Annotated in this window: 19 protein-coding genes, 1 pseudogene and 1 riboswitch; of the genes and pseudogenes, 16 read left to right on the top strand and 4 right to left on the bottom strand. The window is 70.5% G+C overall.

Features of this window, described 5'->3' with window-relative positions:
* The 10 genes and pseudogenes from BA062_RS22825 (at position 1) to BA062_RS22780 (ending at position 9,802) form a co-directional block, all read left to right on the top strand.
* Positions 1-384 (top strand): RidA family protein, encoded by a 384-nt coding sequence (locus tag BA062_RS22825; RefSeq protein ID WP_110339984.1) that lies wholly within the window; start codon positions 1-3, stop codon positions 382-384.
* A 3-nt stretch (positions 385-387) separates the two neighbouring features.
* Positions 388-1,878, top strand: a complete 1,491-nt coding sequence (locus BA062_RS22820; RefSeq protein ID WP_110339982.1) for a M81 family metallopeptidase — start codon at positions 388-390, stop codon at positions 1,876-1,878.
* The gene (locus tag BA062_RS22815) at positions 1,878-2,729 is read left to right on the top strand and encodes a fumarylacetoacetate hydrolase family protein (RefSeq protein ID WP_110339980.1); all 852 of its coding nucleotides are present in this window, start codon (positions 1,878-1,880) and stop codon (positions 2,727-2,729) included. Before BA062_RS22820 ends, BA062_RS22815 begins: the two co-directional genes overlap by 1 nt.
* Before the next feature lies 1 nt (position 2,730).
* Positions 2,731-3,063 (top strand): annotated as a pseudogene (locus BA062_RS22810) (FAD-binding oxidoreductase); the annotation flags it as partial.
* A 73-nt stretch (positions 3,064-3,136) separates the two neighbouring features.
* Entirely contained in the window at positions 3,137-3,670 is a 534-nt protein-coding gene (locus tag BA062_RS22805; protein WP_245959958.1) for a heterodisulfide reductase-related iron-sulfur binding cluster, read from the top strand.
* Between the two features lie 16 nt (positions 3,671-3,686).
* Positions 3,687-5,078 carry a tryptophanase gene (locus tag BA062_RS22800; RefSeq protein WP_110339978.1) on the top strand — a complete coding sequence of 464 codons (1,392 nt, stop codon included), beginning with the start codon at positions 3,687-3,689 and terminating at the stop codon, positions 5,076-5,078.
* A 725-nt stretch (positions 5,079-5,803) separates the two neighbouring features.
* On the top strand, positions 5,804-6,775 hold the full coding sequence (locus BA062_RS22795) for an AraC family transcriptional regulator (protein WP_245959957.1): 972 nt from the start codon (positions 5,804-5,806) through the stop codon (positions 6,773-6,775).
* 92 nt (positions 6,776-6,867) lie between these two features.
* Positions 6,868-7,158 carry a helix-turn-helix transcriptional regulator gene (locus BA062_RS22790; protein ID WP_245959956.1) on the top strand — a complete coding sequence of 97 codons (291 nt, stop codon included), beginning with the start codon at positions 6,868-6,870 and terminating at the stop codon, positions 7,156-7,158.
* A 93-nt stretch (positions 7,159-7,251) separates the two neighbouring features.
* Positions 7,252-8,970 (top strand): tryptophan 2-C-methyltransferase, encoded by a 1,719-nt coding sequence (gene tsrT, locus BA062_RS22785; protein WP_110339976.1) that lies wholly within the window; start codon positions 7,252-7,254, stop codon positions 8,968-8,970.
* A gap of 160 nt (positions 8,971-9,130) precedes the next feature.
* On the top strand, positions 9,131-9,802 hold the full coding sequence (locus BA062_RS22780) for a hypothetical protein (RefSeq protein ID WP_146240063.1): 672 nt from the start codon (positions 9,131-9,133) through the stop codon (positions 9,800-9,802).
* A 202-nt stretch (positions 9,803-10,004) separates the two neighbouring features.
* Here the strand turns inward: BA062_RS22780 and BA062_RS22775 are convergent, their stop codons facing one another.
* Positions 10,005-10,877 carry a helix-turn-helix domain-containing protein gene (locus tag BA062_RS22775; RefSeq protein ID WP_110339972.1) on the bottom strand — a complete coding sequence of 291 codons (873 nt, stop codon included), beginning with the start codon at positions 10,875-10,877 and terminating at the stop codon, positions 10,005-10,007.
* A 48-nt stretch (positions 10,878-10,925) separates the two neighbouring features.
* Positions 10,926-11,792, bottom strand: coding sequence for a DUF5753 domain-containing protein (locus BA062_RS22770; RefSeq protein WP_110339970.1), 867 nt, complete (start codon positions 11,790-11,792; stop codon positions 10,926-10,928).
* Positions 11,793-12,092: 300 nt separating this feature from the next.
* On the opposite strand from BA062_RS22770, the gene BA062_RS22765 reads away from it, so the two are divergent.
* Positions 12,093-13,193, top strand: coding sequence for a hypothetical protein (locus BA062_RS22765; RefSeq protein WP_210406965.1), 1,101 nt, complete (start codon positions 12,093-12,095; stop codon positions 13,191-13,193).
* Here the strand turns inward: BA062_RS22765 and metE are convergent.
* Both metE and BA062_RS22755 read right to left on the bottom strand, forming a co-directional pair.
* Positions 13,163-15,475 carry a 5-methyltetrahydropteroyltriglutamate--homocysteine S-methyltransferase gene (gene metE / locus BA062_RS22760; RefSeq protein WP_110339968.1) on the bottom strand — a complete coding sequence of 771 codons (2,313 nt, stop codon included), beginning with the start codon at positions 15,473-15,475 and terminating at the stop codon, positions 13,163-13,165. The two genes, BA062_RS22765 and metE, sit on opposite strands and share 31 nt — an antisense overlap.
* 40 nt (positions 15,476-15,515) lie before the next feature.
* Positions 15,516-15,733, bottom strand: a riboswitch (cobalamin riboswitch).
* Positions 15,734-16,026: 293 nt separating this feature from the next.
* Positions 16,027-17,757, bottom strand: a complete 1,731-nt coding sequence (locus tag BA062_RS22755; protein WP_110339966.1) for a GGDEF domain-containing protein — start codon at positions 17,755-17,757, stop codon at positions 16,027-16,029.
* A gap of 147 nt (positions 17,758-17,904) precedes the next feature.
* Between BA062_RS22755 and BA062_RS22750 the strand changes: the two genes are divergently transcribed.
* The 5 genes from BA062_RS22750 (at position 17,905) to BA062_RS22730 (ending at position 25,684) form a co-directional block, all read left to right on the top strand.
* Positions 17,905-19,533, top strand: coding sequence for an alkaline phosphatase D family protein (locus tag BA062_RS22750; RefSeq protein WP_110339964.1), 1,629 nt, complete (start codon positions 17,905-17,907; stop codon positions 19,531-19,533).
* On the top strand, positions 19,530-20,798 hold the full coding sequence (locus BA062_RS22745; protein WP_110339962.1) for an alkaline phosphatase family protein: 1,269 nt from the start codon (positions 19,530-19,532) through the stop codon (positions 20,796-20,798). Before BA062_RS22750 ends, BA062_RS22745 begins: the two co-directional genes overlap by 4 nt.
* 888 nt (positions 20,799-21,686) lie before the next feature.
* A complete protein-coding gene (locus tag BA062_RS22740) occupies positions 21,687-23,390 on the top strand; it encodes a glycine/sarcosine N-methyltransferase (protein WP_110339960.1) in 1,704 nt (567 codons plus the stop codon).
* 48 nt (positions 23,391-23,438) lie between these two features.
* Entirely contained in the window at positions 23,439-24,638 is a 1,200-nt protein-coding gene (gene metK, locus BA062_RS22735) for a methionine adenosyltransferase (protein WP_110339958.1), read from the top strand.
* 68 nt (positions 24,639-24,706) lie between these two features.
* The gene (locus BA062_RS22730) at positions 24,707-25,684 is read left to right on the top strand and encodes a carbohydrate kinase family protein (protein ID WP_110339956.1); all 978 of its coding nucleotides are present in this window, start codon (positions 24,707-24,709) and stop codon (positions 25,682-25,684) included.
* The last annotated feature ends 1 nt before the right edge of the window (position 25,685 follow it).

Here is a 25,685-nt window from a genome sequence, read left to right as displayed (position 1 = left end):
ATGACCCGGCCTGCTGGCTCAACGGAAAACGGCGCACGCGACGGCAACACCTCGAAGTTCTCCCCGTGCCGGAAGGCGGGCGGCTTCGTGTTCGTCTCCGGCCAGGCTTCGGTGGAGAACGGGGCGATCGTGCCCGGCACCTTCGAAGAGGAGATGCGCCGGTCGATCGAGAACGTCCGGCGGATCCTCGAGGGCGAGGGACTGACACTGGCCGACGTGGTCAAGGTCGGCGCCTACGTCGAGGATCCCGCCGACGTGCCCGAGTTCAACCGGCTGTACCTGGAGTACTTCCACCCGCCGTTGCCCGCGAGGACCACGATCGCCAACTGCCTTGGCGGCACGGTGAAGTTCGAGATCGACGTCGTGGCCTTCGGGGGAGGGTAAGGGATGCGCTTCGCGACACTCGGATTGTTCCACGAGGCCAACACCTTCTCCCCGACACCGGCAGACCGGCGGCTGTTCACCGCGGGCGGCATCCTGCGCGGCCGGGAGATCGTCGCCGAGTACGACGGGTCGAGCGCCACGATCGGCGGCTACCTCGCGGAGGCCGACCGCCTCGGCATCGAGCTGGTGCCACTCGTGTTCGCCTTCGTCAACCCCGTCGGCGCGATCACCGACGACGCGTTCGAGGCGATCGTGGGGGAGATGCTCGACCGGCTCGCCGAGCAGGGTCCGTGGGACGGCGTGCTGCTCAACATCCACGGCGCGGCGGTGGCCGAGCGCCATCCCGACGCCGACGGCGAGATCGCGAGCCGCGTGCGCGGCGTCGTCGGGCCGGACGTCCCCGTCGGCGCGGTGCTCGACCTGCACGCGAACATCTCGCCCCGCCTCGTGGACGCGCTCACGGTGACGCTGGTGTACCAGACGAACCCGCACGTGGACGCGCGCGAGCAGGCGATCGCCTGCACCCGCCTCGTCGCCGGGTGCGCGAGGGGGGAGCTCACGCCCCGGCAGTCGCTCGTGCAACTGCCGCTGGTGGTCAACATCGCGCGCCAGGACACGAACGAGCAGCCCATGTCGGGTCTTGTCGCGAAGGCCGCCGAGCTGGCCCGGCGGCCGGGCATGCTCTCGGTGAGCGTCGTGGAGGGCTTCCCGTACGCCGACGTCGCGCACATGGGGATGACGTGCCTCGCGGTTCACGACGGCGACCAGTCGCAGGCCGACGCCGCCACGCGCGAGCTCGCGGCCGAGGTGTGGGACCGCAGGGCGGCGCTGCAGGCGCGCGAGCTGGACGTCGACCAGGCGCTCGACCTCGCCGAGTGCGAACCCGAGGGGCCGGTGGTGCTCCTCGACGTCGGCGACAACATCGGCGGCGGCGCGCCCGGCGACTCGACCGTGATCCTCGAGGCGGCGGTGAAACGCGGCCTCGGCTCGCTCTTGCAGACGCTGTGGGACCCGGAGTCGGCCCGCTGCTGCGAGGTGGCCGGGACGGGGGCGGAGGTCAGGCTGCGGGTGGGGGCGTGCAGCGCGCACGCCGCGGGCAACCCGGTGCCCGTCGTGGGCCGGGTCCGCGCGCTCTCGGACGGCCGGTTCGAGGCGAAGGACTCGGTGCACGCCGGGCTGCGGTTCTTCGACATGGGACCGACCGCGGTCGTCGACACCGAGGCCGGCCACACGCTCGTGCTCACGTCGAAGCCGGTGATGAACTCCAGCCTGTACCAGCACTACAGCGTCGGCGTGGATCCCAGGGACTACCGCGTGGTGGTGGCGAAGGGCGTCAACTCGCCGCGCGCGGCCTACGGGCCGATCGCCTCGCGCATGGTCGTGGCCGACACCGAGGGCGTCACCGCGATGAACCTCGACAAGCTGGCCTACCACCACCGCCGCCGTCCGATGTATCCGTTCGAGCTGCCCGACTTCGACCCCGGGAACCCATGATGAAGCTGATGCGCGTCGGTGAGCCCGGCGCCGAACGTCCCGTGGTGCTGGCCGAGGACGGCGTGCACTACGACCTCTCGCCCGTCACCGACGACATCGACGGCGTGTTCCTCGGCTGGGACGGCCCGAGGATCGTGCGCCGCGCCCTCGACCGGGGCGAGCTCGAACCGCTGGACGTCACGGGCAGGCGTGTCGGGCCGCCCATCGCGAGGCCGGGTGCCGTGCTCTGCATCGGGCTGAACTATCGCGCGCACGCCGCGGAGTCCGGAGTGGAACCGCCGTCGGAGGCCGTGCTGTTCCACAAGTCGCCCAACACCGTCGTCGGCCCCTACGACGACGTGCTCATCCCGCGTGGGTCGGAGAAGACCGACTGGGAGGTGGAGCTGGGCGTGGTGATCGGGCGCAGGGCCCGGTACCTCGAGTCGCTCGGCGAGGCCCGCTCGTGCATCGCGGGCTACGTGACCGTCAACGACGTGTCCGAACGCGACTTCCAGCTCGGCAGGCCGGGCGGCCAGTGGTCGAAGGGCAAGTCGTGCGAGACGTTCAACCCCGTCGGCCCGTGGTTCGTGCCCGCCGGGGACATCGCCGATCCGCAGGCGCTCGCGCTGCGCTCGTGGGTCAACGGCGAGGCACGGCAGGACTCGAAGACCTCCGACATGATCTTCACCGTCGCCGAGCTCGTGTGGCACCTCTCGCAGTTCCTCGTCCTGGAACCGGGCGACCTGCTCAACACGGGAACGCCGGAGGGCGTGGCGCTGTCGGGCCGGTTCGGCTACCTGCGCGACGGGGACGTCATGGAGATGGAGGTCGCCGGGCTCGGCAGGCAGCGGTCGGTGTGCAGGCAAGCGTGACATGCCGCTCGACGCCGAGGTAGCCGACGCGCTCACGGGCATCGTGGGCGCGGCCCACGTCCGCTTCGCCGAGGGCGAGCTGGCGCCCTACGCGCGCGACGCGACCCCGCTGTTCAGCGGCACACCCGACGCGGTGGTGTTTCCCGGCAGCACGCGGGAGGTCTCGGAGATCCTGACACTCGCCACGGCGCGCGGTGTTCCCGTGATCCCGCGCGGTGCCGGGTCGAACCTCTGCGCGGCCACCGTCGCGCTGCGCGGCGGGATCGTGCTCGTGCTGACCCGCATGGCGGCGATCGTCGAGCTGAGCGAGGCGGAGCTGCTCGCCCGCGTGCAGCCCGGGGTGTCCACCGCGTGCCTCGCCGACGCGGCCGCCGCGCACGGGCTGCTGTACGTCGCTGGCGGCGGAGGTGGGCAGGCGGCTGCCCGGCACGATCGTCACCACGGCGGGCGGCTGTGCCGCGCACCTGGCGGCGTGCCTCGGCCGCGAGCGGGTGCGGGAGCTGAGCGAGTACCTCGCCGAGCGGGACGCCGCACCGCGTGGCGATGTGCGGGCCGGGCCGCGGCGCGCCCGCGTGGCGCTGCAGGACTCCTGCCATCTGCGCAACGCGCTCGGCGTGCACCGGCAGCCGAGGGAGCTGATCGGCGCGGTCGCCGACTACGTCGAGCTCCCGGGCGCGGCGGCCTGCTGCGGGGCGGCCGGGACGTACTCGCTGCGGCGGCCGTCGGACAGCGCGACGCTGCTCGCGCCGAAGCTCGACGCCATCGAGGAGGCGGACGTGGACTTCGTGGTCGCGGTGAACCCCGGCTGTCTGCGGCAGCTGCGGCAGGGACTGCGGCGCCGCCGGTCGCGGGTGCGCGCTGCACCTGGCCGAGCTGCTCGAACGGGCAGGGAACGGCCCCTACCGCGCAGTTCGCGGCTGACCGGAGACTCGACGGGTTGACCGGGGAGGTCCGCACATGCCGTCGTTCATGGAACCGTTCCGGATCAAGGCCGTCGAGCCGATTCCCTTCCCTGCGCCGGGCGAGCGGAGCGAGGCGCTGGAGACCGCCGGGTACAACCTGTTCCGCGTCCCGGCGCGGCTGATCACGATCGATCTGCTCACCGACTCGGGCACCAGTGCGATGTCGGCGGCGCAGTGGTCGGCGCTGGTGTCCGGCGACGAGTCCTACGCGGGCGCCCGGTCCTTCGAACGGTTCGAGCGCGTGGTCACCGAGCTGACCGGGTTCGGCGAGGTGCTGCCGGTGCACCAGGGCCGGGCCGCGGAACGCATCCTGCTGCACCGCCTGCTGCGGCCGGGCCGGCTGTGCGTGGCCAACACGCATTTCGACAGCACACGTGCGAGCGTGCTCGCGGCGGGCTCGGAGGCGATCGACCTTCCGGTACCGGTGCCCTCCGGCACGGTGCTGCCGTTCGGCGGGAACATCGACCTGGCCGCGCTGGAGCGCCTGCTGTCCGGGCCGGACGGCGGGCGCGTGGCCTGCGTGGTCCTCACGGTCACCAACAACGCCAACGGCGGTCAGCCGGTGTCGCTGGAGAACGCGGCGCAGGCGCGGCGGCTGTGCCGCGCGCACGGCGTCCCGCTGCTGCTCGACGCGTCGCGGTTCGCCGAGAACGCCTACCTGGTCGGCACGCGCTCACCCGCGCACGCCGGCGCGACACCGCGCGAGCTGGCGCGGGCGATGTTCGACCTCGCCGACGGCTGCTGGGCGAGCCTGAAGAAGGACGGCGTCGCCAACATCGGCGGCCTGATCGCGCTGCGGGATCCGGAGCTGGCGCGGCGGTGCGCGGACCAGCTCATCGAGACCGAGGGTTTCCCGACCTACGGCGGGCTCGCCGGGCGCGACCTCGACGCCCTCGCACAGGGGTTGCTGGAGGTCACCGACCCCGCCTACCTGCGGTACCGCGCGGAGTCGGCGGGCTGGTTCGCCGAGCGGCTGGAACGTGCCGGGCTGCCCGTCGTGCGGCCCGCGGGCTGCCACGCCGTGTACGTCGACGCCGGCAGGCTGCTCGGGCACATCCCGCCGCACGAGCTGCCCGCCACGGCGTTCGCCATCGAGCTGTACCTGGCCGGCGCGGTCAGGGTGACGGAGCTCGGCACGCTCGTGTTCGGCAGGCCCGATCCCGCGGGTGGTCCCGACCTGCCCGCGCCCAGGGAGCTGGTGCGCTTCGCGCTGCCCCGGCGGGTCTACACCGCGAACCACCTGGAGTACGTCGCGGAGGTGGCGGGCGAGGTCGCCGCGAAGGCGTCGGCGATCAGGGGCTACCGCATCACCGAGCAGACGGGCGCACTGCGGCAGTTCGCGGCCACGCTCGCGCCGTTGGGAGACACCGAGAGTGTGCGTAGCTGAAAAATTCTCACTGGACCGGCGTAACGGGGCGCCGGTAGGCTGCCGCTCAACGTCACCACCGCGACGTCTCGTCGTGACCGTGACGTGACGTGCTCGTGAACATGCAGGATGCGTTCCGCAATTTGACCCGTTTGGTGGTACTCGCGATTCACTGAGTGAACCATGCTGACTGACGAGGGCCAGGCATGTCCCGGAAGGCTGATCGAGGGCTGGGTGGAAGTTCGATCATGATGTGCCCCGCCCGAGGAGTATCGACGAACCGGTCGGGAGACCATCGTCACCCCGTGGGGCGATGATCACCCGGCGACGAGCCAGACACCGGCCGTGCGGGGACGTCCGGCGAGGTTCGTTTCCTTTGTCTATTTCTGAGCTGCGCTTTTCTGGGTGGATAGGGCCGAGTGGAGCAATCCGGCGGCGCGGCTCGCGCATTAACGGTTGAACACTTCCCATTGGCTCGCGCGTCTTCGGATCGCGAGCGGGAGACTGGAGTTCGAACCGATGTCCCCTTTGTCGTACCGTGCGCGCCCGGGCGTCTTCCCGTCCTGGTGGGGCCGGTTGACCACGGGCCCGCGAACACGCGTCGGATTTGAAATCTGCAATTTGCTAAAAGCAAACCGCACCCGTTTGGTGGTACCAGGGATGTCGCCCGCGGTTAACGCTAGTAGCGGAGGAGGTGAAGCGGGGAGGTCCGAGCCGGCGTTCGGGATCGGTGTCCCGGTGTGCGCATGATTCAGAAACCACTGAGCCGATTCGAGCTGTTCCATTCGCAGGATCTCGACGTGACCCGGGATGCGGTCGGGCGGGTCTTCTGCGACCACCGCATGGAGCTGTCCGAGCGGGACGGCGAGCTCGACGCCCGGATGCACTCCAAGCGGCTCGACAAGGTCGGCATGAGCTACATCGGTTACGGCGCGGACGTGCGGGTGGACCCGGGGGTGCTCGACACGTTCTACGTCGTCCAGGTGCCGCTGATGGGAACCGGGCTGTTCCAGCAGGGCGCCGAGCACGTCTACGGTGTGCCGGGCGTCGCGGTGGTGGTGGGTCCGACCAGGCCGCTGAGCATGCGGCTCGACGGCGATCTCGAGCTCGTGATCCTGCGGATCGAGCGGACGGCGCTGGAAGCCACGCTGTCCGACCTGCTCGACCGGTCGCTGCCGAACCCCATCGAGTTCGACCTCGGCATGGCGATCTCGGGCTATGCGCGCACCTGGTACGACTACCTGATGTTCTGCGTGTCCGAGCTGAACCGCCCGGACAGTCTGCTCAACCATCCGCTGTCGATCCAGCAGATGGAGCAGAACCTGATGTCCGGGCTGCTCATCGCGCAGCACAGCAACTACGCCGACATGCTGCACGGCAAGGCGCTGCCCGCGCCGTCGCGGGCCGTCAGCAGGGCCGTCGAGATCATCGAGAACCACCCCGAGCTGGCCCACACGATGGGCAGCCTCGCTCGCGAGGCCGGGGTCAGCGTGCGGGCGCTGCAGAAGGGCTTCCGAAGGCATCTCGACACCACACCGAGCGCGTTCCTGCGCGGGGTGCGGCTGCAGCGGGCACACGACGAGCTGCGTGCCGCGCAGCCCGACACCGTCACCGTCGGCGAGGTCGCAGGCCGCTGGGGGTTCGTCCACCCCGGCCGCTTCGCCACCAGCTACCGGCGCAAGTACAACGAGACCCCATCACAAACCCTGCACAGATGATGACCATGTATTCCTATGACGATTCGCAAGAAGGACACGACGAGGCGCGAAACGGCTCGCTGAGGGGCCAGCCCGATCCTATTGTCGGTGACATGACGACCAATGCGCCCGCGCAGCGAGCGCCGCGCGAAAACGGTGACGGAGAACCGATCTGGGAACTCGTGCGTCGGGTCAGGAAAATGCGGGGGCTCACGCAGTACCAGCTCGCCGACGTGCTCGTGGACCTCTCCTCCAACCAGAGTGTGAGCAGGGACGAGGTGGCCCGCTGGGAGCGGGGCAAGCGGGTGCCGGGACCGTACTGGCGCCGCTGGCTCAGCGCCGCGCTCGACGTGCCGGGCGAGGAGCTCGCCGCGGCCGTGCGGTGTGGCCGCAGGCTTCGCTGACCACGGAGACCAGCGGAAAACGGTCCCTGCTACGGGGACGCCGGGTGGACGAGACTCCCGCAGTCGGTACCCAATGGACTGTGGGAGGCCCCGATGGGCAAGGCACTGGTCGCGCTCGTCAACCCGAACCTCGTGCACCCCCCGATCACCCCGTACGCGCTCGACATCCTCACGACCTCGCTCGAGGCCGCCGGTTTCGACGCCGAGGTCGTGGATCTGACCTTCGAACGGGACAATTGGCGAAAGGTGCTGCACGACTATTTCACACACCGTGACCCCGTACTCGTCGGGATCACGATCCGCAACACCGACACCATTTACGCGCAGCAGCAGAGAATGTTCATCGGAGACCATCGGGACATCATTTCCGAAATCCGGTCGGTGACCCGCGCGCCGCTCGTCGGCGGCGGTGTCGGCTTCTCGTCGATGCCGTACGCGCTCACCGACTACCTCGGTCTCGACTTCGGTGTGAAGGGCCCGGGGGAGCACCTCCTCGTCGCGCTCGCCGAGGTGCTGCTCGCGGGCCGCCGCCCCGCGGAGCTTCCCGGCCTGTTCGTCAACCGCGGCGGCGGCCGGGTCGAGCGGGTCCCCGCGCCGGAGCCGGACGGCCGGCCCCGCAGGCACCTCGCGCCCGCCGGCCTCGGCAGGACGTCGATGAAGGCGGTGAACGCCACCACCGCCTACACGCGCCGCTCGGCCACGCCGTGGAAGGTCGACAACCTGCGGTACTACCGCGCGGGCGGGCTCGGCAACATCCTCACCAAGAACGGGTGCGCGTTCGCGTGCGCGCACTGCGTGGAGCCGGACGCCAAGGGCACGCTGTTCACGCGGCGGACGGTCGGGGCGGTCGTGGACGAGATGGAGTCGCTGGTCGCGCAGGGCGTGCACGATCTGCATACCACCGACAGCGAGTTCAACCTCGTGATCGCCCACAGCAAGGCCGTGCTCCGGGAGATCGTGCGGCGCAAGGCCGCGAGCGCGCGGTCGCCGCTGCACGACCTGCGGCTCTGGGTCTACGCCCAGCCGAGGCCGTTCGACGAGGAGCTGATGGCGTTGCTGGCCGACGCGGGCTGCGCGGGCATCAACCTCGCGCCCGACCACGTCAGGGAGGACATGCTCGACGGCTGGAAGCTCACCGCGGGCGGCAGGCGGTACTACACGTTCGACGACGCGCGGGAGGTGTGCGAGCTGGCGCGGCGCCACGGCATCCCGGTGATGGTCGAGGTGCTGCTCGGGATGCCGGGCGAGACCGAGGAGACCGTGCGCGACGCCGTGCGGCGGACGCTGGACCTCGATGTCGCCGTGGTCGGCTACAGCCTCGGCATCCGGGCGTTCCCGTACTCGCCGCTCGGCATCCGGCTCGCCGAGGAGTGCGGCGGGACGCGGACCGTGCCGGGGCTGCAGTCGGACACCGCGGAGGAGCCGATCGTGCTCACGCCGATGGGAGACTGCCCGGTGGTGGACTACGAGCGGCAGTTCGTGTTCGACGCGCGCGGCCGGTTCCGGCCGGTGTACTACCTGTCGCCGCTGCTGCCGGAGGAGCCGGAGACGGTGCGCACGCCGGGCGGCCGGTGGGTCAACAGCGTGCGGTTGCTGTGGGATCTCGTGCCGGAGCGGGAGCGGTACCGCGTCATGCTCCCCACGCTGGAGGGCCTCACGGAGGACGACGACAACTATGCCGACAACCCCTTCCTGTTACGCGCTGTACAGCTCGGGTACACGGGCGCTTTCTGGTCGCATTGGCCCAGACGAACGGAAATCCTCCGGGAAATACGCACAGTAGAATCCCCAGCTCAGGTGGTGTGTACCTGACGGGAAACTACATGAACAGAATTCGCAAGTTGCCCCGGTGGGAGAATTCCGCCGGGGTATCTTGTTACCCGAACGTCACTATGTAGCCTTGCAACCCTCGTGTCGGTTGACGGAACATCGGTCGGAGCTACCGACTCGGTGACGCAAGTGAGGTGGCCTCATGACATTGGCGCCTGATGCCCCGGACCTGCCTGCCAACCCGTTGAACATCAGGCTGTCCATCCGGCACGACCGGCTCTGGTGGCACATCGACGACGAGGACCACCTGCCCGAACGCTGGGACGTGTCGGCCGACGTGTGGGAACTGGAATTGTGCCCCGAGCAGTTCCGGCACGTCGGGGACATCTCCCTGGTCATCGCGGATCTGCAGCGTGAGCGCAATTTGCTGGACTCCGTGGCACTCGGCGAATGGGCGCTGGAGTTCATCGCCGAAACGGTGCTGGATTCCGCGGACGGACGCCTGCATCCGGAACTCGACGCGCAGATCAGCGAGGGGCCGCCGCGCATGGTGATCCTGCGCGACGTCACGCTCGGTACGCAGTGGCGGGGGCACGGGCTCGCCGGCCCGCTGATCGCCGGGGCCCTGCGCACGCTCGCGCCGACCGCGCGGCTCGCGGCGTGCCGCCTGTCGCCGCTGGACTTCCGCGGCAGTGCGCCGGACCGCGTCTCCGCGGAGCTCGCCGCCGTGCGGATGGCCGCGATGCTGGAGCGGATCGGGTTCTACCGCTGGCGCGAGGTGCACGTGCTCGACCTGCGCAATCCGGCACTGCTCGAGGCCAGGATGAGCCTGCTGAACAACTGGTGGCCCACGGGGCACGACGACCCGGAGTGACGCGGTGGTCCACAGTGGACCGAAAATGCGTGACACCGCGGTGTAGCGCGGTCCGAAGTAGCGTGCTACGCTGGCCGCGGCTGCTGTTACAGGACCGTTCATCCGCAACACGTAGCCGTTGGCGGCGTGGCCCCGCCTCCTTCGGGTTCCGGCCACGCCGCCAACCCGAACCTGTGGGGACGATTGCCGAGGGGGTGTTGCGCTAGCGCGGGCGGAGTTCCCGTGCCAGCCGCTCGATGGTCGCCCGCGACTGCTCCGGGGGGAGCGCGTGCTGCAGCAGGGTCGACCAGCGGGCGCGGTACCGGGCGACCTTGGCGGGTTGCCGGAAGTGCACCCAGTCCGCGGCGGTCTTGACGAACACGGCTCCGGGGTCGCCGTCGAGCTCGTCGGCCAGGTCCAGCACGGAGAAGTTCCCTTCCGTGCCCGTCGCGGCAGTGGACGGAACCACCTGGACGGCGACGGCGGGCCGGGCGGCGAGCGCGGTCAGGTGCTCGAGTTGTTCCCGCAGCACTTCGGGTCCGCCGATCTCCCTGCGCAGCACGGTTTCCTCGACGAGGACGTGCAGTCGTGGCGGGTCGGGCTGGTCGAGCAACGCGCGACGGCCGGGCAGCAGCTCCCGGTGCAGTTCCGGGAGCAGCGGTTCGGCGATCCGGTGCAGCGCCGCGGCGTAGGCCGAGGTCTGGACCAGGTCCGGCAGGGCGTCCGGGGCGTAGGCGCCGATCCGGGTGGCCGAGGACTCGAAGTTGACCAGGAGTTCGAGCTGGTGCAGCTCCGAGGGCTTCTCCGAACGCTTCACCTGCGGCAGAACCTGTTGCCACCACAGCGGTTTCGCGCGCGAACGTTCGATGACCGTGGAATAGGGACCGACGAGATGACCGTGGCCGAGCTCCTCCAGCACGAGCTTGAGGTACCGCTTGCCGACGAGCCGCGTCGACGACTCGAAGTGACGCACCCCCGAGGCGCTCCTCCCGAGCGCGGCCGCGAGCTCGCCGGGAGTGCGGCCGCTGGCCTCCCGGAGCTCGGAAATGCGCGCGGCGAACCAGTCGGCGGTGACGACCGGAGTCGGTGCGACCACGGGGGTTGTCCTTCTGCGCTGGAGTCACGGGACCGTTCGCCCGTCACTCTAGCCCGCCGCGTCCTCCAGCAGCGCGAGCGACTCGTCGGCGGACAGCGCCTGCTCCAGCAGCAGGGTCCAGACCTCGTCGAAGGGCTCGATCTCGTCCGGCTCCTCGTAGTAGAGGTCGTGCGCGGCGGTGCGGACGTGCACGATGCCGGGATAGGTCGGCAGCTCGGGCAGCAGCGCGATGCGCGTGAAGCTCCCGCCCGTGCCCGCGTGCGCGCCGGACTCCTCGGTCAGCACCCGGATGTCGACGTTCGGCCGCGCCGCCAGCTCGGCGAGGTGTGCGAGCTGGGCGGCGAGCACGTCGTGCCCGCCGACCGTCCGGCGCAGCACCGCCTCGTCGAGAACACACTGCACGTCGGGCGGTTCCGGCCGGTCGAGCACGTCCTGCCTGCCCTCGGCGAGCCTGCTCCACAGCCGGACCTCGTCGTCGCTCGCGTGCGGCATGCTCGCACGCACCAGCGCCTCGGCGTAGTCGCCGGTCTGGAACAGCTCCGGCACGAACTGCGCCTGGTACATCCGCAGCCGCACCGCGGAGGCCTCGCAGCTCAGCAGCAGCTTGGACTGCTCGGGCACGAAGTCGGCGGGGAAGCTGTACTCCCACCAGTCCTTCCAGTTCCGTTTGCCCGCGTTCTTGAGCAGGGAGCGGAAGTTCGGGAGCTGGTCGCGGCAGCCGTAGGTGGACAGCAGCGTGTCGATGTTGGCGACCTGCGGAAGGTTGCGGCCGCGCTCGACCTGCATGAGCGCCTTGTCCCCGGTCTCGCCCGCCGCCTGGGCGGCCGCCTTCAGGTTCAGTCCCGTGGCGTTGCGCATCCGCTTGAGCTCGCGGCCGACGGCTCGCCTGACCGCGGTCTTCCCCGGCTCGACCAAGTGGCCACCTCTCGGCGTGGGGTGACATGCGCGCGCATTCACCCGAATAGGCCACGCCGAGGCGTAGCGGACTACCTACGTAGCGCGCTACATTTGGTCGTGGCTACGTGCTGTTGACACCTGTCACGTTAGCCCCCGGTGGCCGCGGCCGTGAAAACCCCCTGGATCACGGTCGCGTCGCCGGTGCAACTGGGGTCGTCACTGTGGGGAGGTCGGGTGGGCCGGGAGACCCGCCGGGCGTGCGCTGCCGCGACACGCCTCGCCGGAAGCGGATGGACCGGAAGCGGACGGAGGAGTGCCGTGAGCATCAGCGGCGCCGGCGACTGGGCGCGCCTGGCGAGGGCGGTCGAGGACGCGCGGCGCCGGGCGAGCCGCTTCGCCGACGACGACTGGAGCGACCTCGCCTACCGGGCACGGCAGGAGGCGGCGGACGTCGAGGCGTGGGAACGACGGCGGCGGGGCAGGGCCGTGCGGCTGTGGGTCGCGTGGCTCGAGGTGCGGGCGGCGGCGCTCGACGCCGACGACGCGCAGCTTCGCCTCGCCGGCTACCTGCGCCATCCCTTCCACCGCACCGGCGACCGGCCCTCGCTGTACTTCGTGGAGGCCCCGGTGCCGTGCGGGGACCTTCCGCCGGGGCAGCGCGAGTTCCTCGACGGCGACTACCCGCGAGCCGCGCTCGGGCACCTCGGCGACCGGACGCCCTACGGACCGTTCGAACACGCCCACGTCGAGCATTACGCCGACGCACTGACCTCGGGCCGCGCGCGCCTGCTCGCCCGGCACGGCGAGCGGAGTGAGCCCGCACTCGCCGCGCGCGGCCCCTTCCCACCCGGAATCCGGTTGCAGTACTGGCGGGTGCGGCAGAAGGTGCTGTTCCTCGCCGGCCCCGGCGAGGCCCGCATCCGGGCCGAGGAGCTGGCCGGGACCATTGTGGACGGTTCCGGTCTCCCGCTCGCCCGCGTGGCCGGTGTCGAGGCGAACGACGGCTACGCGAGCGTGTCGGACGGTCACTGGGTCCATCCCGTCGACAGCGTCGGACCGTTCGGCGCCACCGCGCTGTGGGACGACTACGACGCCGCGGAGCACGACGCCGGGGTGCCGGCCGCGCTCGCCGGCGTCCTCACCCGTGCGGCAGGCCAGGTCCGGGAGGCGTTCCAGCGGGACGCCCTCGACTGTGCCCTTCCCCCGGCCGCGCGGGAAGCCTGCTCGGCCGCGTTGCGGCACGCGGCCGAGCAGGCTCGGCTCATCGCCGAGGGCAGGTCGCCCGCCGAACTGCACCGGCTCGCCGACGACGCCGACCAGCTCGCCGACCGGCTCGACGACGAGGACCGCTGCGACGACGCCGAACGGCTACGGCAGCAGGCCGTGGTCTACCGCAGGCTGGGCGGAGCGGAGTCCTGACGTGCTGCGTGCGCCGCCTCGACCAGCGCCCGCAGCGCGGGCTCGATCTCCGGGTAGCGTCGCGTCTTCAGGCCACAGTCCGGGTTCACCCACAACCGTTCGGCAGGCAGCGCCGCCACGGCGGCCGCGAGCGCCGCGCGGATCTCGTCGCGGTCCGGCACTCGGGGCGAGTGGATGTCGTACACACCTGGCCCGACGGCACGGCTGAACCCGGCCGCGGCCAGGTCGTGCAGAACCTCCATAGTGGACCGTGCTGCTTCCAGCGAGGTCACGTCGGCGTCGAGTGCGTCGATCGCCGCGATCACGTCGCCGAACTCGGAGTAGCACAGGTGCGTGTGGATCTGCGTGGCGTCAGCGACGCCCGCGGTCGCGAGGCGGAACGCGGCGACACCCCAGTCCACGTACTCCTGTTGCCGCTCCTGCCGTGGTGGCAGCAGCTCGCGCAACGCGGGCTCGTCCACCTGAACGATGCGCAGCCCTGCCCGCTCCAGATCGGCGACCTCGTCGCGCAGCGCGAGCGCCACCTGGTCGGCGGTCTCGGCGAGCGGCTGATCGGTGCGGACGAACGACCACGCCAGCATCGTCACCGGCCCGGTCAGCATGGCCTTCACCGGACGGTCGGTAAGCGACTGCGCGTAGGTGCTCCAGCCGACCGTGATCGGCCGGGCCCGCGACACGTCGCCGTGCAGGATCGGTGGGCGCACGCACCGCGATCCGTACGACTGCACCCAGCCGTGCTCGGTGGCCGCGAACCCGTCGAGCCGTTCGGCGAAGTACTGCACCATGTCGTTGCGCTCGGGTTCGCCGTGCACCAGTACGTCCAGTCCGATGTCCTCCTGCAGGCGCACCACGCGCTCGATCTCGGCCCGCATGGCGGCCGTGTACCCGGCCTCGTCGATACGACCGGCGCGCAGCCCCGCCCGCGCGGCGCGCACCTCGGACGTCTGCGGGAACGAGCCGATCGTCGTGGTGGTCAGCGCGGGCAGGCGCAGGCGGTCTCGTTGCGCGGCGGCGCGCCGGGCGTATCCGGGCCTGCGCCGGTGTTCCGGGCGCAGTGCGCTGAGCCGCGCGCGAACCTGGTCGTCCCGCCTGCCGGCCAGGCCCCTCGCCTGGTCCGCGCGGGCCAGCTCGCCGGCCACGGCCCCGGTGCCCTCGCGCAGGGCACGGGCGATGGTCACCACCTCGGTCACCTTCTGCGCGGCGAAGGCGAGCCGTTGCCGCACCACGGGATCGAGGCCGCGCTCGGCGTCCAGGTCGTAGGGCACGTGCAGCAGTGAGCACGACGTGGAGACACCCAGATCACGGACCGAGCCGAGCAGGCACGCCGCCGTGCGCACCGCGGCGCGCAGGTCCGTGCGCCACACGTTGCGCCCGTCGACGAGCCCTGCGACCACCGTCTTGTCGCGCAGGCGCCGCTCGGCGGTCAGCTCCGCCAGCGCCCGTTCGTCGCTCACCAGGTCGACGGCGAGGCCCTCGACGCCCGTGCCGGCCAGCACCCCGAGCGCGTCGCCGAGCCTGCCGAAGTACCCGGCCACCAGAAGGCTCGGCCGGGAGGGAAGAGCGCACAGGCGCGTGTAGGCGGATCCGAGCGCCCGCAGCTCCTCCGGCGTACGGTCGGCGACGAACGCGGGCTCGTCGAACTGCACCCACGCGACGCCCTCGGCGGCGAGCAGTTCCAGCAGCTCCGCGTAGACGTCGAGCAGGCCGTCGAGCAGGTCGAGCGTGCGGAAGCCGGCGGGCGAGTCCGCCGCCGGCTTGGCGAGCAGCAGGAACGTCAGCGGTCCCGGCAGTACCGGCCGCGTGGTGATCCCGAGTTCTCTCGCCTCCCGGTACTCGGCGAGTGGTTTGGCCGTCGCCAGGCGGAAGCGGGTGTCCGGCGACAGTTCCGGCACCAGGTAGTGGTAGTTGGTGTCGAACCACTTGGTCAGCTCCAGCGGGCTCAGCCCCGGGCGTCCCCTCGCCATCGCGAAGTAGGAACCCAGTGTGGACAGTCCGCGGTAGCGCTCCGGTACCGCGTCGAACAGCTGCGCGGTGTCCAGCACCTGGTCGTAGAACGAGAACGTGTTGCCGGGAACGGAATCCAGCCCATTCGCGTACAACGTCTCCCACGTCGAGCGGCGCAGCGCCGCCGCGGTGGCCTCGAGCTCGTCCGTCCCGGTGTGCCCTGACCAGTAGGACTCGAGTGCCTTCTTGAGCTCCCTGCGCGGACCGATCCTCGGATACCCCAGCACGGTGGCGCCGATGTCCGGGTTTAGGGCAGAACTGTGCTGCGTTGTTGCCACGGCTCTCTCCTCGCGAGCAGTTGCTGGCACGCGCGCACCGGCGGTGCGCGCGGCGGTGGCAGGTATTCGGACTCGCGGGCACGGGCCGGACATCTCCGGCGCTCCTACTGGCCGTCGCTTCCCAGGCACCGTGTGCCCAGTGCGTATGACGGCGGTCGTTCCCGCTCACCGCTGCGGGGGCAGTCCTGGACTCGCACCAGGTTCCCTCTTGCCTCGCCGGACCGCACGGCCGGGCGAACCACCAGCACGCCCGACTCTAGCGGCCCGCGAAGGCGATGCACAGTGATGAAAACCTATGCAAACGAGCACGCATGGCGTATGCTCAAACATGAAGCGAACGTAAAGACTTTCACGTTTGCGGGCCTGCCGGGCGCCCACAGCCCCCTCCCCAGGGCGCCCTGGCATGTGAGGAGTGCCCCGGTGCTGAACCCCCAGCAGCACCGGGGCACTCGCTTTTTCGCGCGGGGTCCCACATCGCTGCAGTGAAGGCCACCTTCACTGCGTTCAACGCAGCCAAGGTGGCCTTCACTGCGGACGGGCTCGGCGCGGTGCTAGCTTGCCGGGCGCTGCCTCGGCATCTGCTGCGAGTTGATGCCCCGCAGCACCTCGATGCGGTCGGTGCCGGGCCAGCTGTTGACCCAGCTCGACCCGGTCACGTCCTTGGCGTGCTTCTTCAGCGGGGCGAGCAGGCGCGAGATCTCCCGGTACGAAGCCACGGACGAGCCCGCGCACACCAGCGTCGCGAGCGACACCGTCACCGGCAACCCCTCCGCGTACCACCGGCTGTCCAGCAGCCCGTCGGCCACGGTCGTGATCTTGTCGATGTCGCACGCGATGAGGAAGTCGTCGCCGCCCACGTGGCTCACCGTGACACCGCCGAGGTTCGTCGCGAGGTCGGTGAGCTTGCGGCCGAGCGCGCGGATCAGGTCGTCGCCGGCGGCGAACCCCACGGTGTCGTTGACCTTCTTGAAGGAGTCGACGTCCAGCCAGCCCACCACCAGCGGCTGCCCCGCGGCGATGCGGCGGTCCACGGCGCGGGCCACCGAGTCGCTGCCCGGCAGCCGCGTCAGCGGGTTGAGCGCGGCGGCCTCCTCGATCTTCGCGTCGGCGAGCCCGCGCACCACCTCGTGCACCAGCACCACGCCCTGGCAGCGGCCCGCGTCGTCGATCACCACCACGTCGTCGGCGGTGCGGTCCCAGTCGGCGTCGGTGACCAGGTCGAGCAGTTCCAGCGCGGCGGCTCCGTGGCGGATCACGTGCGGCGCGTCGGCGAGGCGTTCGGCGGGGCGGTTGGCGTGCAGGGCGTGACCGAACGGGCCCGTGACCGCGAGCAGGAACCGCGTGCGATCGATCGACCACTGTGGACGGCCCTGCTCGTCGAGGCCGATGATGCCGGTCGGGGCGTCGTTGTCCACGAGGACGTTGCGGACCTCCTCGCACGTCGCCTCGGCGGGCAGGGTCGTGGCGGGCCGCAGGAAGTGCTTCACGGTCGGCGCGCTCGTCGGCGTGAACGACGGCGGGCCCTCCTGGCCGTCGGGCGTGGCCAGCGTCGCCGCGCCCATCGGTGCCATGCCGCCGCGCGCCGGGGCGAAGAGGTTGCCCTGCACGACCCTGATACCGAGCCTGCGAACGGTGTTGAGCTGGTCCTCGGTCTCGATGCCCGTGGCGACGAGCCTGAGGTCGGTGCGGGCGGCGAAGTGGACGAGCGACTCGACGAGCGCGACCGTCGCCGGGTCGTCCGGGAGGCGGCGCAGGGTCGTGCGGTCCAGTTTCACGAGATCCACCCGCGACTCGGCGAGCAGATTGAGGGGAAGATCACCCGCGCCCAGGCCGTCGAAGGCCAGCCGGAAGCCGAGCTCGCCGAGCCGGGCCATCCCGGCGAGCAGGGCGGCGGGCGCGATGCCGTGGAAGGGCGGGCCGATCTCCAGGACGATCTCGCGGGGCCTGCGGCTGGTCTCGCCGAGCGCGTCGAAGAGCGGCTGCAGTGCCGGTTTGGGCGCGGCGGCAGTGAGCGCCGTCACGTTGAGATGCAGGGGGAGAAGGGTCGCGTGCGGTGCCTCGTCGAGCACGGCGCGGGCGGCGAGCCCGACGTCCACCTCGACCAGCCTGCCCCGGCGCAGGGCTGAGCCGAGCAGGTCGCCGACGCCTCCGGATGCGGGACGGGCCAGTGCCTCGACCGCCACGACCCCACCGGTGTGCAGGCTGTACAGCGGCTGGAACGCGAAGCGAACCTGGCTCACACCGACTCCCACGCCCGAATACTTCACCCGCTTTTGGCCCATTTCAGTGAAAAACAGCCCGATCGTTACATAGGAATAACGGCCGATCAAGCTGGCTCGCGCTTCCGCACACTTCCTGTTTAGGCCATCCAGCTGAAGTTCTGCTGAACAGCTACTGAGCAGTAGTGACAACTCGTGACGATTCGTGAAATGTGTGCCCGCGTGAACTCGCTCAGCAGGCGCGCCATGTTCCGCGCCGGGGGTGCGCTGGCCGCGGTCGCCGGCGCCGGAATGTTCGGTCCGACAGCGGCGGCCCAGGAGGCGGGCCCGTTCGCACACGGGGTCGCCTCGGGAGATCCGCTGCCCGGGGGCGTGCTCCTGTGGACCAGGGTCACGCCGGTCCCGGAGGCCGTGCCCGGCTCGGGGCTCGGCCCCGACGTCACCGTCACGTGGGAGGTCGCGCGCGACGAGGCGTTCACGAGCGTGGCCGCCCGGGGAGCCGTCACCACGGGGCCGGCCCGCGACCACACCGTCAAGGCCGACGTCGCCGGGCTGGAGCCCGCCACCTGGTACTGGTACCGCTTCGCCGTCGCCGGCGTGGCCTCGCCGGCAGGCCGCACGCGGACCGCGCCCGCCGCCGGAGCCGTCGTCGAGCGGCTCCGGTTCGGCGTCGTCTCGTGCTCCAACCTGCAGGCCGGCCACTTCGCCGCCTACCGCCACCTGGCGCAGCGCGACGACCTCGACCTCGTGGTGCATCTCGGGGACTACCTCTACGAGTACGGCGCCGAGGACGACGCGGTCCGCCCACACGACCCACCGGTCGAGATGACGACGCTGGAGCACTACCGCCGCAGGCACGCGCAGTACAAGTCGGACCCGGACCTGCGGGCGCTGCACGCGCGCGTGCCGTTCGCGGTGACGTGGGACGACCACGAGTCCGCCAACGACGCGTGGTCGGGCGGCGCGGAGAACCACACCGAGGGCACGGAGGGAACCTGGACCGCCCGCCGTGCCGCGGCACAGCAGGCCTACGCCGAGTGGATGCCGGTGCGCTACGAACCGGGCGGGAGGCTCTACCGCAGGCTGGCCTTCGGCACGCTCGCCGAGCTGTCGATGCTCGACCTGCGGACCTACCGCAGCAGGCAGGCGGCGCATCCGTTCGACCCCGCCATCGGCGACCCGGAGCGCACCATCGCGGGCGCGGAGCAGCTGAGCTGGCTGACCTCCGGCCTGGTCACCGCGAGCGCGCAGTGGAAGCTCGTCGGCAATCCCGTGATGATCGCGCCGGTGCGCTTCCCGTCCACGCTGGCTCCCCGCGAGCTCGACGCGCTCTCGCGGCTGCTCGGGCCGTTGCTCGGTCCGCCCTACAACGTCGACCAGTGGGACGGCTACACCGCCGACCGCGCCCGCGTGCTCGGCGTGCTGCGCGACCACGGCGTGCGCGACACCGTGTTCCTCACCGGCGACATCCACTCCGCGTGGGCCGCGGAGCTGCCCGCCGATCCGCTGACCTACCCGCTCACCCGCGAGTCGGTGGGCGCCGAGCTCGTCTGCACCTCCGTGACGAGCGACAACCTCGACGAGATCCTCGGGGTGCCGCCGCGCACGGGCTCGCTCGCGGTGGAGTCGGCGATCCGGCTCAACAACCCGCACGTGCGGTACCTCGACTTCGACTCGCACGGCTACTCCGTGCTGGAGGTGACTCCAGCGGCCGTGCGGATGGACTGGTTCGTACTCGCGGACCGCACCGACCCGGCGAGCCCCGCCGCGCACTCGGTCTCCTTCGCGGTGCCCGCGGGCACACAGCGGGTCGCGAGGACCGGGGAGGCCCTGCGATGACCGGGCTGTCGCGCAGGCGGTTTCTCCGCGTCGCCGCGGGCACGGGCGCCACCGTGGTGCTCTCGGCCGCGGCCGGCACCGCGCGGGCGGAGCCGGGACCGCGCGCGTTGCGGGTGTACGTACTCGTGGTGGACGGGCTGAGGGCCGACGAGATCGACCCGGTGCTGACCCCGAACCTGCACGAGCTGCGGGCGAACGGGACGAACTTCCCCGCCGCGCGCTCACTGGCCGTGGCCGAGACGATCCCCAACCACGTGATGATGATGACCGGGATGCGGTCCGACCGCACCGGCGTGCCCGCGAACTCGGTCTACGACCAGGCGCACCGCCGCGTGCGCACCCTCGACCAGCCCGCCGACCTGCGTGCGCCGACCCTGCTCGACCGGCTCGCCGCCACGGGGCGGGTCACCGGCAGCGTGCTGAGCAAGGAGTACCTCTACGGCATCTTCGGTGAGCGCGCGAGCGTGCGCTGGGAGCCGTTTCCGATCCTGCCGGTCACCGGCCACGCGCCCGACCTCGCGACCGTGGACGCGCTGCTCGCGATGGTCGGCGAGTCCGATCCGGACCTCGTGTTCGCCAACTTCGGCGACGTCGACCGCGTCGGCCACGCCGACCTCACCGGCACTACGCTGCGCGCGGCCCGCACCGCGGCGCTGTGGTCGGCGGACCTGCAGGTGGGCCGGTTCGTCACGGAGCTGAAGGGCAGCGGACGGTGGCTCTCGAGCGTGCTCGTGGTGCTCGCCGACCATTCGATGGACTGGTCACTGCCGCATCGCGTGGTCTCGCTGCGGTCGCGTGTGGACAATGACCCGGCGCTCGCGGGCAAGGTGGAGATCGCGCAGAACGGCGGCGCGGACCTGCTCGCCTTCACCGGTCCCGAGGCGGAACGTCCCGCCGCGGTGGCACGGCTGCGCGCGCTCGCGCTCGGCACCGAGGGCGTGCTGTCGGCGCACGCGCCGCCGGAGCTGCGGCTCGGGCCGGAGGCGGGCGACCTCGTGGTGTTCTGCCGCGCGGGCTGGCGGTTCACCGACCCCACGGTGTGGTCCAACCCGATTCCCGGCAACCACGGCCATCCGGCGACGGAGCCGATCCCGTTTTTCGTCGCGGGCGGACATCCCTCGGTGCGTGCGGGGGTCACCTCGGCGGCGCAGGCACGCACCGTCGACGTGGCGCCGACGGTGGGCGCATTGTTCGGTCTGCCCGCGCCAGAGGGCGGCTACGACGGCACGGCCCGCTTGGAGCCCTTCGCGTCCCGTCCGCAGTGAAGGCCACCTTCACTGCGTTCAACGCAGTGAAGGTGGCCTTCACTGCGGATTCGCGTGCGGCCGGGCTGCCCTTTTTCTCGAGCGCTTTCCGCCGGGGGCGATCCGGAGGTTCTGGGAAAGCCTCCGGTGCTGGTGTGCGGTTCCGATGTGCCGATTTCCCCGTGAGTACCCCGGAAAACACGGTGCCGCCGGTCATCGCGCGCATTCGCGGGGCGCGCGCCGGCTTGCCGGTGATTGAGAGCACGGTCCCGGGGGTACACCTTCGGTGCCCGCCCCGGTACCCGCGGTGGACGCGGCGTGGGTCGTTGATCATTACGCAACCTGTTGCTGAATACGCTACGAACTCGACCGGCCGGGTACTTGTCAGGCGCGTGGACTAGAAATCCCGCCGAATGTCGACCCAGGGCAACCTTGAGTAGCTTCGACTGCTCCAAACGGGTTGTTCTGTTACGTGGCGCACAAACCGCTTGGCGGCACTGTCAAGGGGCTCGCCACCGTCTGCCCGCGCAATGCCTCTACCACTCGGTATACCGGTTCCGGGACGTCCGGGGCGCCATGTGCGCGCAGCGCCCACCGGTACGGAATGCGTGCCTCGGCGTTATACATGGGGTGAAAACGCACGTCACGCAAACGACGCATTGATCGTGCGTGCTCCTGATCAATAGATTGAGTTCAGGCGGTTTGCTCAGATCAGCGCCGATGTGCTGCAATCCCGCCGAGTCGGGGTGAAGGGAACGGGTCCGGACGGACCCGGTGCCTGGCTGCGCTCACTGCGCGCCGCGGGTCGATATCGGGACTGACGGCGATTTGCCGGTCCGGCCTGCTCAATTTCGTGCGCCCTTTTTCCGACAATTTTCGAAGCGAGCCGTGACCTAGGAGGCAGCGCGCATGACGGAATCGACGGCCGGCCGGACGGACCTGGACCCGGCTGGCACCGCGGAGAGAAGCCGGGTGGAGGCGCACCCCGCGCAGGAGTTCGGTGCCGATCCGTTGACCGTGCGCGAGACCGACCACTACACCAACGAGTACGTCAAGGGCTTCGTCGAGAAGTGGGACGACCTGATCGACTGGCGCAAACGCTACGAGAGCGAGGGCAGCTTCTTCGTCGACCTGCTCAAGTCACGTGGCGTCAAGTCGGTGCTCGACGTGGCCACCGGCACGGGCTTCCACTCGGTGCGGCTCGTCGAGGAGGGCTTCGACACGGTCAGCGTCGACGGCAGCGCCGAGATGCTGGCGAAGGCGTTCGAGAACGGGCTCGAGTACGGCGGGCACATCCTGCGGGTGGTGCACGCCGACTGGCGCTGGCTCAACCGCGACGTGCACGGGGAGTTCGACGCCGTGGTGTGCCTGGGGAACTCGTTCACGCACCTGTTCTCCGAACGCGACCGGCGCAAGGCGCTCGCCGAGTTCTACGCCGTGCTCAAGCACGACGGCGTGCTGATCCTCGACCAGCGCAACTACGACTCCATTCTGGACAGTGGGTTCAGCAGCAAGCACACGTACTACTACTGCGGCGAGGAGGTGACGGCGGAGCCGGAGTACGTCGACGAGGGTCTCGCGCGGTTCCGTTACCAGTTCCCGGACAGCTCGCAATACCACCTCAACATGTTCCCGCTGCGCAAGGACTACACGCGCCGCCTGCTGCGCGAGGTCGGGTTCCAGCGCGTGGAGACCTACGGCGACTTCCAGGAGACCTTCACCGCGGACGACCCGGACTTCTTCATCCACGTCGCCGAGAAGCGGTACCTGGAGGCCGACGAGGACACCCGCAACTACTCGGCCGCGGTGAACGTGGCGCGCGACTACTACAACTCGGGCGACGCGGACAACTTCTACTTCCACATCTGGGGCGGGGAGGACATCCACGTCGGGCTCTACGACTCGCCCGGCGAGGAGATCGCCCCGGCGAGCAGGCGCACGGTGGAGCGGATGGCGGGCAAGCTGGGCCTCACCGAGGGCATGCGCGTGCTCGACATCGGTTCGGGATACGGTGGCGCCGCGCGCTACCTCGCCGCCACCTACGGCTGCGCGGTGACGTGTCTCAACCTCAGCGAGGTCGAGAACGAGCGCAACCGGCGGTACAGCGAGGAGCAGGGGCTCGGGCATTTGATCGACGTGGTCGACGGCTCGTTCGAGGACCTGCCGTTCGAGGACAACGAGTTCGACGTCGTGTGGTCGCAGGACGCGATGCTGCACAGCGGCGACCGGATCCGCGTCCTCCAGGAGGTGACCAGGGTCCTCAAGCCGAAGGGTCAGTTCATTTTCACCGACCCGATGGCCTCCGACGGCTGCGAGAAGGCGGCACTTCGGCCGATCCTGGACCGGCTCCACCTGGACTCGATGGGCTCGCCGTCGTTCTACCGGCGCGAACTGAACCGGCTCGGCATGTCCTCGGTCCACTTCGAGGACCACACCCCGCAGCTCGCCACCCACTACGGGCGGGTGCTCGAGGAGACCGAGCGACGTAACGACGACCTCTCCGGCAGCGTTAGTACGGAATATCTGACACGGATGAAGATCGGACTGAAGAACTGGGTCGAAGGCGGTCGTGCGGGCAACCTCGCGTGGGGAATCTTCCACATCCGCGCCTGAGTCCCGAAATTCCCTTCCCCCACGGCAACCACGGCAAAAGGAAGCATTGTGACTGCAAATCGAAGGTTGTTCACGAGCGAGTCGGTGACCGAGGGCCATCCGGACAAGATGTGCGACGCCATCAGCGACTCCATCCTCGACGCGATGCTGGCCGCCGACCCGCGCAGCCGCGTCGCTGTCGAGTCCCTGATCACGACCGGTCAGGTGCACGTCGCCGGTGAGGTCACGACCGACGCCTACGTCGACGTGCCCACGCTGGTGCGCGAGAAGGTGCTGGAAATCGGCTACGACTCCTCCTCCAAGGGCTTCGACGGGGCCTCGTGCGGGGTGAACGTGGCGATCGGCTCGCAGTCGCCGGACATCGCGCAGGGGGTGGACACGGCGTACGAGTCGCGGCTGGAGAACGCGCTCGACGAGCTGGACAAGCAGGGCGCCGGTGACCAGGGGCTGATGTTCGGCTACGCGTGCTCGGACACGCCGGAGCTGATGCCGCTGCCGATCGCGCTGGCCCACCGCCTCTCGCGCAGGCTCACCGAGGTGCGCAAGAACGGGACCATCCCGTACCTGCGGCCGGACGGCAAGACGCAGGTGACGATCGAGTACGCGGGCGAGGCGCCGGTGCGGCTCGACACCGTGGTGATCTCCAGCCAGCACGCCGAAGGTATCGATCTGGACAAGATGCTGGCGGTCGATCTGACCGAGAACGTGCTCAAGCCGGAGATCGTCTCGCTCGGCCTCGCCGCCGAGGAGCCGAAGGTGCTGATCAACCCCACGGGCCGGTTCGTGCTCGGCGGCCCGATGGGTGACGCGGGCCTGACCGGCCGCAAGATCATCGTGGACACCTACGGCGGCATGGCGCGGCACGGTGGTGGCGCGTTCTCGGGCAAGGACCCGTCGAAGGTGGACCGCTCCGCGGCGTACGCGATGCGCTGGGTCGCCAAGAACATCGTCGCGGCCGGGCTGGCCGACCGGGCGGAGATCCAGGTGGCCTACGCGATCGGCAAGGCGGCCCCGGTGGGCCTGTTCGTGGAGACGTTCGGCACCGAGAAGGTGGCGCCGGAGAAGATCCAGAAGGCCATCGACGAGGTGTTCGACCTGCGCCCGGCCGCGATCATCCGCGACCTCGACCTGCTGCGCCCGATCTACGCGCAGACGGCGTCCTACGGGCACTTCGGCCGCACGGACGTGGACCTGCCGTGGGAGCGCACCGACCGCGCGCCCGCGCTGAAGGACGCCGCCAAGGCGTAGTCCCTCACAGCCCTCCACGCCCCGCACGCCCGTCCCGTCCCACCGAGCCCGAGGAGTGTGCCCCGCTCATGCGCATCGCCGTGACCGGTTCCATCGCGACCGATCATCTGATGGTGTTCCCAGGCCGGTTCGCCGACCAGTTCGTGGCGGACCAGCTGGAGAAGGTGTCCCTGTCGTTCCTGGTCGATCAGCTCGACATCCGGCGTGGAGGTGTCGCGGCCAACATCTGCTTCGGGCTGGGCAGCCTGGGCATGTCGCCGGTGCTGGTCGGCGCGGTGGGCACCGACTTCGACGACTACCGGTCGTGGCTGGAACGCCACGGCGTGGACACCAAGTCGGTGCACGTGTCGCAGACCCGGCACACCTCGCGCTTCCTGTGCACCACCGACGAGACGCAGGCGCAGATCGCCTCGTTCTACGCCGGGGCGATGGAGGAGGCCCGCGAGATCGAGTTGCAGGCGGTGGCCGACCGGCTCGGCGGGATCGACCTCGTGGTGGTGGCGCCGAACGACCCGGTCGCGATGGTCCGCCACACCGAGGAGTGCCGGCAGCGCGGGTTCCCCTTCGCCGCGGACCCGTCGCAGCAGCTGGCGCGGATGGACGGGCCCGACGTGCGCTCGCTCGTGGAGGGCGCGTCGTACCTGTTCACCAACGAGTACGAGACGTCGCTGCTGCTGCGGGTGACGGGCTGGTCGGCGCAGGACGTGCTCGACCGCGTGGGGTTGTGGGTGCAGACCCACGGCCCGGACGGCGTGCGCATCGAGGGCACGGGCGCCGAGCCGGTGACCGTCGCCGCGCACGAGGTCACCGGGGAGGCCGATCCGACCGGCGTGGGCGACGCGTTCCGGTCGGGCTTCCTGTGGGGCGTGCACGCGAAGCTCAACGTCGAGCGGTCCGCCCAGGTCGGCTGCACGCTGGCGGCGATCGTGCTGGAGACCGTGGGCACTCAGGAGTACACCTTGGACCGCGCGGACTTCTCCAAGCGGGTCGCCAGGACCTACGGCAGTGACGCCGCGGCCGAGATCGAGTCGAAACTGCGGGTGTGAG

The organism is Prauserella flavalba, assembly GCF_003202235.1.
Classification (GTDB): domain Bacteria; phylum Actinomycetota; class Actinomycetes; order Mycobacteriales; family Pseudonocardiaceae; genus Prauserella_A; species Prauserella_A flavalba.
Note: the sequence above shows the minus strand (reverse complement) of the source record. Positions and strands in the feature narration are given on the sequence as shown.

What these genes read in the sequence shown, in the direction of transcription:
- BA062_RS22825 (WP_110339984.1), top strand. Translation starts at nt 1, where the DNA reads ATGACCCGGCCTGCTGGCTCAACGGAAAACGGCGCACGCGACGGCAAC.
- BA062_RS22820 (WP_110339982.1), top strand. Translation starts at nt 388, where the DNA reads ATGCGCTTCGCGACACTCGGATTGTTCCACGAGGCCAACACCTTCTCC.
- BA062_RS22815 (WP_110339980.1), top strand. Translation starts at nt 1,878, where the DNA reads ATGAAGCTGATGCGCGTCGGTGAGCCCGGCGCCGAACGTCCCGTGGTG.
- BA062_RS22800 (WP_110339978.1), top strand. Translation starts at nt 3,687, where the DNA reads ATGCCGTCGTTCATGGAACCGTTCCGGATCAAGGCCGTCGAGCCGATT.
- BA062_RS22795 (WP_245959957.1), top strand. Translation starts at nt 5,804, where the DNA reads ATGATTCAGAAACCACTGAGCCGATTCGAGCTGTTCCATTCGCAGGAT.
- BA062_RS22790 (WP_245959956.1), top strand. Translation starts at nt 6,868, where the DNA reads ATGACGACCAATGCGCCCGCGCAGCGAGCGCCGCGCGAAAACGGTGAC.
- tsrT (WP_110339976.1), top strand. Translation starts at nt 7,252, where the DNA reads ATGGGCAAGGCACTGGTCGCGCTCGTCAACCCGAACCTCGTGCACCCC.
- BA062_RS22780 (WP_146240063.1), top strand. Translation starts at nt 9,131, where the DNA reads ATGACATTGGCGCCTGATGCCCCGGACCTGCCTGCCAACCCGTTGAAC.
- BA062_RS22755 (WP_110339966.1), bottom strand. Translation starts at nt 17,757, where the DNA reads ATGGGCCAAAAGCGGGTGAAGTATTCGGGCGTGGGAGTCGGTGTGAGC.
- BA062_RS22750 (WP_110339964.1), top strand. Translation starts at nt 17,905, where the DNA reads ATGTGTGCCCGCGTGAACTCGCTCAGCAGGCGCGCCATGTTCCGCGCC.
- BA062_RS22745 (WP_110339962.1), top strand. Translation starts at nt 19,530, where the DNA reads ATGACCGGGCTGTCGCGCAGGCGGTTTCTCCGCGTCGCCGCGGGCACG.
- BA062_RS22740 (WP_110339960.1), top strand. Translation starts at nt 21,687, where the DNA reads ATGACGGAATCGACGGCCGGCCGGACGGACCTGGACCCGGCTGGCACC.
- BA062_RS22730 (WP_110339956.1), top strand. Translation starts at nt 24,707, where the DNA reads ATGCGCATCGCCGTGACCGGTTCCATCGCGACCGATCATCTGATGGTG.